Source organism: Proteus sp. FZP2095 (assembly GCF_023701425.1).
GTDB lineage: Bacteria > Pseudomonadota > Gammaproteobacteria > Enterobacterales > Enterobacteriaceae > Proteus > Proteus cibarius.
This window is the reverse complement of record NZ_JAMQBJ010000018.1, coordinates 1-792: the sequence shown is the minus strand read 5'-3', so window position 1 is coordinate 792 and position 792 is coordinate 1. Positions and strand designations below refer to the sequence as shown.

Below are 792 nucleotides of genomic sequence, written 5' to 3'. Positions count from 1 at the left end.
TGCTCTTTAACAATCTGGAACAAGCTGAAAAATTGAAAACAAATCAATATATCACCGAGGTATATTGATGAGTCTCTCAAAATCTCAAATCTGAAAATACTCTTCAGAAAGGATATGCGAGCAAAATGATTTCAAGGCGGACAGCGCACAGCAAGCGGAGCATACTTAAAGTATGTGAGCATTGCGAGCACTGCCCAACGTCGAAATCATGAAGCGTAGCAATCCGTTTTAGAAGACATCTTCGGGTTGTGAGGTTAAGCGAATAAGCGTACACGGTGGATGCCTAGGCAATCAGAGGCGATGAAGGACGTGCTAATCTGCGATAAGCGTCGGTAAGGTGATATGAACCGTTATACCCGACGATTTCCGAATGGGGAAACCCAATATCCAATGGATATTATCATTAACTGAATACATAGGTTAATGAAGCGAACCGGGAGAACTGAAACATCTCAGTACCCCGAGGAAAAGAAATCAACCGAGATTCCCCTAGTAGCGGCGAGCGAACGGGGAACAGCCCAGAGTCTTAATCAATAGCAGCATCAGGAGAACGGTCTGGAAAGTCCGGCAGTAAAGGGTGATAGCCCCGTATCCGAAGATGCTGTTATTGTGAACTCGACGAGTAGGGCGGGACACGTGTTATCCTGTCTGAATATGGGGGGACCATCCTCCAAGGCTAAATACTCCTGATTGACCGATAGTGAACCAGTACCGTGAGGGAAAGGCGAAAAGAACCCCGGCGAGGGGAGTGAAAAAGAACCTGAAACCGTGTACGTACAAGCAGTAGGAGCC

The 792-nt window shown here is 46.7% G+C and carries 1 rRNA gene; it reads left to right on the top strand.

Annotated elements, in window-relative coordinates:
• Nucleotides 1–252 precede the first annotated feature (252 nt).
• Nucleotides 253–792, top strand: a 23S ribosomal RNA gene (locus tag NBG71_RS18635); the annotation flags it as partial.